This is a genomic window from Amycolatopsis sp. SID8362, assembly GCF_010550475.1.
Classification (GTDB): Bacteria; Actinomycetota; Actinomycetes; order Mycobacteriales; family Pseudonocardiaceae; genus Amycolatopsis; species Amycolatopsis eburnea.
Window position 1 is genome coordinate 37,744 of sequence record NZ_JAAGNB010000295.1, and the last position, 8,291, is coordinate 46,034.

12 protein-coding genes and 1 pseudogene are annotated in these 8,291 nt (G+C 68.4%); 8 read left to right on the plus strand and 5 right to left on the minus strand.

Annotated elements, in window-relative coordinates:
- Positions 1–6 precede the first annotated feature (6 nt).
- A complete protein-coding gene (locus G3I65_RS09695; protein WP_160695792.1) occupies positions 7–672 on the minus strand; it encodes a CBS domain-containing protein in 666 nt (221 codons plus the stop codon).
- 111 nt (positions 673–783) lie between these two features.
- On the opposite strand from G3I65_RS09695, the gene G3I65_RS09700 reads away from it, so the two are divergent.
- From G3I65_RS09700 to G3I65_RS09725, 6 genes and pseudogenes are all read left to right on the plus strand, one after another.
- Positions 784–1,158 carry a helix-turn-helix transcriptional regulator gene (locus tag G3I65_RS09700; RefSeq protein ID WP_160695793.1) on the plus strand — a complete coding sequence of 125 codons (375 nt, stop codon included), beginning with the start codon at positions 784–786 and terminating at the stop codon, positions 1,156–1,158.
- A gap of 207 nt (positions 1,159–1,365) precedes the next feature.
- Complete coding sequence (locus tag G3I65_RS09710) at positions 1,366–1,650, plus strand: hypothetical protein (protein WP_163046660.1); 285 nt, start codon at positions 1,366–1,368, stop codon at positions 1,648–1,650.
- Positions 1,651–1,654: 4 nt separating this feature from the next.
- Positions 1,655–2,503 (plus strand): hypothetical protein, encoded by an 849-nt coding sequence (locus G3I65_RS09715; RefSeq protein ID WP_160695794.1) that lies wholly within the window; start codon positions 1,655–1,657, stop codon positions 2,501–2,503.
- A gap of 63 nt (positions 2,504–2,566) precedes the next feature.
- Positions 2,567–2,704, plus strand: a pseudogene (locus G3I65_RS57160) (ribose-phosphate diphosphokinase); the annotation flags it as partial.
- Between the two features lie 156 nt (positions 2,705–2,860).
- The gene (locus tag G3I65_RS09720) at positions 2,861–3,088 is read left to right on the plus strand and encodes a hypothetical protein (RefSeq protein WP_239070935.1); all 228 of its coding nucleotides are present in this window, start codon (positions 2,861–2,863) and stop codon (positions 3,086–3,088) included.
- Complete coding sequence (locus tag G3I65_RS09725; RefSeq protein ID WP_160695795.1) at positions 3,085–3,933, plus strand: hypothetical protein; 849 nt, start codon at positions 3,085–3,087, stop codon at positions 3,931–3,933. Before G3I65_RS09720 ends, G3I65_RS09725 begins: the two co-directional genes overlap by 4 nt.
- 86 nt (positions 3,934–4,019) lie before the next feature.
- Here the strand turns inward: G3I65_RS09725 and G3I65_RS09730 are convergent, their stop codons facing one another.
- The 3 genes from G3I65_RS09730 to G3I65_RS09740 all read right to left on the minus strand — a co-directional run bounded on the left by G3I65_RS09730 (position 4,020) and on the right by G3I65_RS09740 (position 5,967).
- A complete protein-coding gene (locus G3I65_RS09730) occupies positions 4,020–4,748 on the minus strand; it encodes a hypothetical protein (protein WP_160695796.1) in 729 nt (242 codons plus the stop codon).
- Between the two features lie 218 nt (positions 4,749–4,966).
- A complete protein-coding gene (locus G3I65_RS09735; RefSeq protein WP_160695797.1) occupies positions 4,967–5,299 on the minus strand; it encodes a hypothetical protein in 333 nt (110 codons plus the stop codon).
- A 281-nt stretch (positions 5,300–5,580) separates the two neighbouring features.
- Positions 5,581–5,967 (minus strand): transposase, encoded by a 387-nt coding sequence (locus tag G3I65_RS09740; protein WP_255481892.1) that lies wholly within the window; start codon positions 5,965–5,967, stop codon positions 5,581–5,583.
- A gap of 399 nt (positions 5,968–6,366) precedes the next feature.
- Between G3I65_RS09740 and G3I65_RS09745 the strand changes: the two genes are divergently transcribed.
- Together G3I65_RS09745 and G3I65_RS57165 are read left to right on the plus strand one after the other, a co-directional pair.
- Positions 6,367–7,164, plus strand: a complete 798-nt coding sequence (locus G3I65_RS09745; protein WP_239070937.1) for a hypothetical protein — start codon at positions 6,367–6,369, stop codon at positions 7,162–7,164.
- Positions 7,161–7,382 (plus strand): hypothetical protein, encoded by a 222-nt coding sequence (locus G3I65_RS57165; RefSeq protein WP_239070939.1) that lies wholly within the window; start codon positions 7,161–7,163, stop codon positions 7,380–7,382. The genes G3I65_RS09745 and G3I65_RS57165 overlap by 4 nt, the downstream gene beginning before the upstream one ends.
- A gap of 41 nt (positions 7,383–7,423) precedes the next feature.
- Here the strand turns inward: G3I65_RS57165 and G3I65_RS09750 are convergent.
- Positions 7,424–8,291: IS3 family transposase (locus tag G3I65_RS09750; protein WP_160695799.1), on the minus strand; the 868-nt coding region annotated here is incomplete at its 5' end.

Here is an 8,291-nt window from a genome sequence, read left to right on the forward strand (position 1 = left end):
CGGCAGTCAGAAGCCGGTGATCATCAGGTCGTCGACGTCGAAGCGGAGGTGGTTGCGTACGGCCACGATGCCGGGAACGGCGCTGGTGAGCCGGACGGTCCGTTCGACCATGATGCGCAGCCGCAGCCGCCCATCGAGGGTGACGACGCCGTCGGCGACCCGCACCGTCACCGTGTCCGGTGAGCACGGGGAGCCGATCACCTGCCGCTCGATGTCGTCCTCGATGGCGACGTCACTGCGCAGGAACACCCCGAGCAGGTCGAGGTGGGTCACCACACCCACGAGCCGGTCGGCAGCGTCGACGACGCAGAGCCGGCGGAGTTGTCCGTTGGCCAGCCCGCGCACCGCGTCCTCGACGGGCGCGTCGTCGCGGACGCCGATGGTGGGCGTGGTCATGACGTCGGCCGCAGTCAGCGCGGCGGCCTTGCGCCACCGGGCACGCGCGCGCAGGCCGCCCAGCAGTGGGGGCAGTTCGGCGCCGCAGTGGAACTCCAGCTTCGGGAGGAGGTCGACGTCCGCGACGACACCGAGAAGGCGGCCGTACGAGTCGATCACCGGGACGGCGTCGAGACTGTGGCCGATCATGGTGGCGACGAGATCCTTGAACGGGGTGTCGACCACGACCGTGATGACTGTCCTCGTCATGACGTCGGCGACGCGTGATCCGGGCATCGCGACCTCGCTGTGGTTCACTCGCTGCGCCAGCAGGTTTCAGAGTTGCTAATCTTAGCAACTGTTGATGATGCTGCCTATCGTCGGTGAAAGTGTGAGTGAGGAGCGTCTGTGAGCAGGCTCCTGTACCAGGCGAAGGCCGAGTTTTTCAAGACGCTGGGGCATCCTGTCCGGATCCGGGCGCTGGAGCTGCTGAGCGAGCGGGAGCACGCGGTGGCGGAGATGCTGGGGGAGGTGGGGATCGAACCGGCGAACCTGTCCCAGCAACTGGCCGTGCTCCGCCGCGCCGGCCTGGTGGTGACCCGCAAGGAAGGCTCGACCGTCTACTACTCACTGACCAGCCCGCACGTGGCCGAGCTGCTGCGGGTCGCCCGGCAGATCCTGACCAGCGTGCTCACCGGCCAGGTCGAACTGCTCGACGACCTGCGCATGCCGGCGGCGTCCGCAGAACTCGCTCCGCGGACGCGCGGCTTGCGGGGCGGGTGAGTCGCCGCACGTTCGCGATCACACGTCAGGAAGCACGGTGTGCTGAGTTCGTGGCCCAAGATCCCCCAGGCCGGGCGGTCCGGCATGTGGCCGCCGGGTCGGGCAACGGTTGCGAGGTGGAGATCGGCTCGGCGTTCGGGCGGGTGTACGACGCCGGCCGCTACGGTGCCCGGCAGGTGGCCTCGCCCCGGCACGCCGACGCCTACGGTGTTGCAGCGCGGTGGCGGACGTGGTTCCCGCCTGATCAACAAGAGCTTCAACTTCTCCTACGCCGGCAACGACCATGACTTGCAAACTTCATTAACTATCGAGAACATGGATCGGTCAAATGGAAGGGGTGGATTCGCCTGCGCCAGCGCCCTGGATGCTCTGACGGCCGCGCGGGACGCGGGACTGGACCGGGGAGTCGAGTTGCGCATCGACCGCCACGACGTGGACACGACCGGCTGGGTCGACCCCGCCGTGCTGGTGAACCGGCCGTATCAGGACTGACCCGATGACGAGTGGCAAGCACGAGCCGGGCACCGGTGAGGAGTCCGGGTGGGCCGCGGTGGTCTCCGACGGCAGCGCCCTGCGCGGCAGCGGCGTGGCCGTCGACCTGATCGTGCAGGAATTCGCGAGACACCTCGGCGGGCTCGCGCAGGTCCCGGTACGCCCAGTGACCCTCGACGCCACGGACGCGGCCCAGCTCGTCGCCGGTGTTCGTGCGTTGCCCCCGGATGCCGGGGCGGTCCTGCTGACCCACGCCGACCCTGGCCGGACCCGCGCGGCCCAGAAGGAGTTGCGCGCCGGGGGCGCGCGGCCGGTGGTGACCGACCAGGACGCGACCGCGATCGCCCTCACCGCGGCGCTGCTGGGCGCGGTGACCGGACACGGCCGGCGGTCAGGGGGCCTCCAGTGCGGTCGCGTCGTCCTCGCCGGTGCCCGGGAGCTGCCGATCCTGGCCCCGCTGCTGGTCGCCGCGGGCTTCGCGGACCTCACCCTCTGGAATCCGGCCGATGCCGGGAGGCTCCCCCTGCGGAACGTGGTGTCCGGCGCGCACGCGGTGCTCGACCTGGTCGGTGGCCTTCCCGGCTGGGCCGCGGCCGAGCACGACCTCGGGATGATCGTGATCACCCGCGGCGACGCGTACACGGCGCCGTGCGCCGCTGCCGGGTTGCTGCGGGCCGCCCTGCGCACCTCGGCCGGTGCGTGGTTTGACGTCGAGACCTACCACACTGCAGCGCTGGCGCTAGCCGCTGCCGGCGCCGGTTGGCCGGTGTCGCACGGGAAGGCCCGGGCGCTGACCCATCGGGTGACCGACTCGGTCACCCAGTTGTTCCGCACCCGGCAGAACACGTCCTGACGACCACTGCCGGCGGGGCCGTGTGAACTGCGGTCCTCCGTCCTGCCCCGCTCGCGGTTCCACCTGCGCACCGCGCAGATCCGAAGGTTCTTCGACGGCCCGGCCGACCATCTGCGGGCCCGGCCGCTGCTCGCCGAGCACGCCCACCCGGGCGCGGACATCACCGTTGTCGCGCCTGACTCGGGCCGGGTCCGGCTGGCGAGGGCGAGTCGACAGCCCCGCCCGCTCGAGCGCCACGCGCGGATCCGTGTCCTGGAGTGGGGCCCACGACCCGAGTGCAGGAGTTGCGTAATTCCTTAACTGTGAACATGGTAGGTTCTATAGGTCTCGAACGGGCTGGGCGGGAGGCCGGGGCTGATGAGTGAGTTCGCGAGCGAGTTGCGTCGGGGGATCGGGGAGGCGCAGGACGCCACCATCGCGGCCACGGCGGCGGGGCATCCGTACGAGGCGTACCTCCACCGGGTCCGGTTGGCGGAACTGCTCGAGCTGGCCGCGCGTCACGACGTTGATACCGCGGCGCTCGTGCAGCCTGCGGTCGGTGCGGCCTTGGACGAGGATCGCGCCGCCCTCGAGAACTCGCCGTGAGACGATCGGCAGGCGCGGCCGGGCTGGCCATCGTCAGCGACGGGAGCGGCCTTTCCGCAACCGAGGGCAACGATCCGGGTGACGTGTTCGACGCGCTCGGCGTCGATGTCCGGTTGCTGCAAGCGCACACGTTCCTGAACCCGTTCCCGGTCGCGGTCACCGCTCGCGACGCCGGGGAACTCGCCGCGGCCGTACGGGCATTGCCGACCGGCGCGACGGCGGTGTTCCTGGCCCGGACCGATCCCGTGCGCGCCCGCACCGTCCAAAGCGACCTGGGGCGCAGCGAGAGGATCCCGGTCGTCACCGAAGAAGACACCCACGGCATCGCCCTCGCCACACAGGTACTGGCGGCGTTGCGCCGGGCCGAAATCGCGCCGTTCGACGCCCGGGTGGTCGTGGCCGGTGCGGACACCGTCCCCCTGCTTCCCCTGCTGCTGATGGCGGCCGGCGTCGGCGATATCGCCTCCTTGACGAGGGCCGACGCACTCGGATACCCGCTATCCGGCATCGCCCGCAACACCAGCATCGTGATCGATCTGGCAGGCGCCGCGGACGCGATCCACCCAGCCTTCGGCGACGCAGTGCCGAAGACGGTCGGGAGACCCCGCGACCCCGTCGCGCACCTGCTGGCGTTGCCTGGGCTGCTGCGGGCGCTGTGGGATGTGCCGACCCCGGGATGGGCCGGCGATCCGGCCCGCCATGTCGAGGTGCACCGCGCGTGTGCTCAGGCGCTGGCCACCATGGTGCCGGTCGACCGCGCGCTCCCGGAACTGTCCGATCCCGACCTCGTCAGCCGCGTCGCCCAGGCTGCCGTGGACGTCCTCCGGCCAGCACATTCCCGGTGAAAGCCGCCCGCCCCGACTGCTGGGCGGCAATGGTGACGAACTTGACGACGCACCTTGCCGGGTGAAGCGCCGGAGCGCACGACCCGTCAACGACGGCGTCGGTTGCGGTGCACCCCTGTCGCGATGTCGGAGACCAACTCGGTCAACCTCAAACCCTGCCCTCGCGCGATCGGCCGATCGCGCGGCAGGGACGGTGCCAGCTCCCGCGCGCACGCGGCGAACACCTCGGCGTCGAAGTTCAGTCCCGCGGAGAGCGTGGCCGCGCGCAGCAGACCGGCGCTGACGAACGGCGCGACGTGCGCGTCCTCACGGGTGATCGCGGAAAGCCCGGCGCTGCGGTAACCCAGGGCCGGTGACGGCTCACCGACCAGGTCGATCACCAGGTCCGCGCCGTCCAGCACGGTGTGCGGCGGAATAACCGCGGAGTCCGACGGATTCCACGTGGAGAGGTCACCGACGCCGCCGGCCGTCAGGATCGCCGGCAGCATCGGCAACTCCGCCGCACCGGCCAGCACCACCCGGCAGTGCCGCGGCCGCCGACCGTCGAAAGCCATCGACTTCAGCGCAACCGCAGCAAGCACCACGGCGTTGACGTCGTGCTCCGACACCGTGGGACGGACTTCCTGGACCTGCAGCTCATGCGTGACACGGTGAGCCCGGCGTGCATCGACATGGGCCAGCAACACCGCACCGACGTCGGCAGGCAACGCGCGCACCCCGGCCGCGAGACCCTCGGGAGTATCGGCGAGGATCACCCTGGGAACCGCCGCCGCGCCGACCAGGCCGCCGATCAACGTCGCGTCCGTGCCCAGCACGGCACTCACATCGGCACCCAGCGGTAACGCACTTCCGTCGGACACCACGGCCACCCGCTGGGGATCAGTCTCCGACGACGGCCGATCGAGACTCACACGAACTCTCCTTTGCGGCGACCGGGGCACGACCTACCTCAAGCATCTAAGCAGTTTAGCAATTTTGCAAGTCGACTGCCGGTGGCTGGTGACGAGCAGGTTCGATCAATTTGAGTGCCCCCTTAGGTAGCCATGCCGCGATGCCAGATCGAGCCAACTCGCGTTAAGACGGGGCGTGCACGGGGCCCCGGCAGGAAGCCACGCGAACGTCGGAGTTCGCGGATGACAGGGAATTCGTCGAAGTCTGTCAGCGGGACCTCGACGATTGCCAGGGCTGGAGCGTACTGATCGATCCGCTCGAACAGGTCGCCGGCTGCTTCGAGTTCGACGCGCAGTTGATGATTGTCGAGGCCGAGACCTTGAGAGCGGGCCCGTGCACCGCCCAACCCGTGGACGGCTCCGTCACAGGACGGCTCGGTGGCGCAGTCGTTCCGTGCCGGATCGGCTTGCGCCACACTGGTCCGCCATGTGTGCATGTCGGGGATGCCGATGTTTGGTGCGTTGTCGCTGTTAGTGTGCTTCAGGGTGGGCGGGGTCGGTGAAGGTAGACCAGAGTCTTCTGATTTCGTTGCAGGATAAGGGTACTAGCTGCTCCGCAATGGCGTGGGTGGCGAAGGCGAGGAACGCGGCGGCGAGCATTCAATCGCCCACCGGGATACCGGCGACGCGGACGAGTTCGGTGACAGGCATGGGATAGGCGCTGTGGCAGATGTAGTAAGCCGGCTCGGAGGGTTTGCTAGTTGAGTCCGGTCAGTTCGCCCCAGTCGCGCAGGCTGGAGTTGTCGTCGTAGGCCTCATTGGCGGTGAACCACTCGAAGTCGTAACCGGCTTCCGCGCGGCGTTCCCGATCGCCGGTCCACGACGCCGGGAGGTAGAGTTCGCGGTCAATCAATGCCAGCCCGTTGACCGAGACACGGGTCAAGAACACTCCGAGCCGGCAGTTCTCGATCCGCCCGGCAGTGACCGCACTACTGCCGCTGCGCAACGGCGGATTTGCTTCCCTTCTTCGGAAACCCGCCTCATCGGCCGCCACGGTCGCGCCCGGGTCACCGAGGTTGTCCAGCACATGAGAGCGGAGGTCGTCGCGCGCCACGTCGGCGTCCCGGCGATAGAAGTGCGGCAGTCGCTGCCTGCCGCCAGTAGGGCCAGGCGATCATCGGCTACTGTCCATTACGCGGCCACCGTGTCTTCTTTGAGTTCCAACACACCTTGAAGTCGATCACGCGGTGGCCCTCTTCATGCCCACGACACGCCGCCAGATCACGCGCTGCGGCCGGTTGGGTTGGTGTTCCATCATTTCACTCGAAAGAGGAACGCGGCAGACTAGTGGTGGAATTGGGGTGTCGACTTAGATGGCGGGCGACACCGCCACACGTCTGTGGCATGCAGCGACCGGTCGAGTATGAGAACAGCGCTGTCGGTCGATCTCGATCATGGAGGTCTCATTGGTGACCGATGTTGTCGAAGTGAGCGGCACGGCGGGTCCCGTCCGGTCGCGCGGAAGCGGTGGCCACGCGCGATCGTGCTGGTCAGTGGGATCTGCCTGCTGAGCGCCGCCGTCGTCGCCAGGATCGGCCGGTTCGGGTTCAACCCTAGTGATCAGGGTTTGATCCTGGCGCAGAGTTGGCGGAGCCTGCATGGCGAGCTCCCGCAGATCGACGTTCTGGGCCCGAGGCCGTTCGGTTCGGCGTACCTGCACCTGGTCGACTACTTGGTACCGGCGCCGCTGATGATCGGTTCCAGCTGGGTGATGATGGTGCAGCTCACCATCGCCACTTTCGCTCTGGTGGCGTTGCTGACCGGGACGTCTCCGCTGGGCTGGGGCCCGCTCCGGCTGTGCCTGGTCTTCGCCGCAGCGCTGATCAGCCTCAACGCGTATCCGACGATGGCGTGGCACACCGTGGACGGTGTCTTCTTGATCGCGGTCGGCTGGTGGCTTCTCGACACCGGCCTGCGGTCGGGGTCCCGGTGGCGCCGCCGGCTCGGTCTGTTCTGCCTGGGATTCGCGGTCATCGTCAAACAGAGCTTCATGTTTTCCGTGCCGGTCGCGCTGCTAATCCTGTTCTTTCACCCGGCGCAGCGGCCCATGAACACCCGGTGGTGGCGCCGTACGGTCGTCGACGTCCTCGTGCTCGGTGCGGCACCGGTGCTGTATTTCGGCATGATCACGCTCGCAGGCGGGCTCCCTTCGGCGCTCGCGCAGCTAACCGGGTGCACCGAGACATATGGGGAGAAGGGCTCTTCCGGTTCTGGACGACCGAGTTCGGTGGGCTACGAGCCGATCCTCGAACCTATGTTCTGCCGGTCCTGCTCGGTGTGATCGTGCTCGCCGGCGCGTGGTCGTTGCGTGCCCGGCTGGGCGCCGCGGGCCTGTGGCTGCGTGTCCTGACGGCCGCCTGCGTTGTGGGGGTGGTCGTGTTCGTGCTGGTGGACGGCACGTTCGAGCACGCCGGTGGCTGGGAGGTCAAGCTGCTGTGGATCTTCGTCGCGGCCGCGGTGCTGGACGGCGTGATTCGCAAGAGGCTGCCATGGCAGTAGGGTCTGCCCAGACTTCGGTTGACACCGGAGCTGACTGTTTCTCAGGCCGCTGACGTGGCCGTGTAGATGGTCTCAAACTCGACCGGGGTGAGCTTGCCCAGGGCGCGTTGGCGGCGTTTGCGGTGATACTTCGTCTCGATCCAGGACACGATCGCCAACCGGAGCTCCTCCCGCGTGCGCCACCGGCGGGTATCGAGAACGTTCTTCTGCAGCAACGAAAAGAACGACTCCATCGCAGCATTGTCACCACACGCACCGACCCGACCCATCGACCCGGTCAGCCCATGACCGCGCAGCAGGCGCTGGTAGGCCGCCGATCGGAACTGGGCTCCGCGGTCGGAGTGGACCACGACGTCGTGCGGGTCGCGCAGCGCGATCGCGTTGCGCAGCGCGCTGACGGCGAGTGAGGCCCGCATGTGCGAGGCGATGGAGTATCCGACGATCTTGTTGGAGTAGCAGTCCTTGACCGCACACAAGTACAGCTTGCCCTCACCGGTGGGATGCTCGGTGATATCGGTCAGCCACTTGGTATTCGGCGCGGCGGCGGTGAAGTCCCGGCGCACGAGGTCGTCGTGCACCGGCGGCCCCGCCTGGCGGGAACGGCCTTTCTTCCTGGCGTGCAGCGAGAAGATCTTCTGCATCGAGCAGATCCGCCACACCCGGTTCTCCGAGGCAGTGAACCCGCGGCGGGCGAGTTCGTCAGCGATGAACCGGTACCCATCGGCCGGATCGTCGGCATGGATCTCGAGCGCGGCGTTGATCAGATGCGCGTCGTCGAAGTCCCGCTGACAGACCGGGGCAGCGCACCACTGGTAGTAGGCCTGCCGGGAGATCCCCAGCACCCTGCACGTCACCGCGGCCGGCACCCGCACGGGGGCGCCGGCCGCGGCCAGTTCACGGACGAGCGGG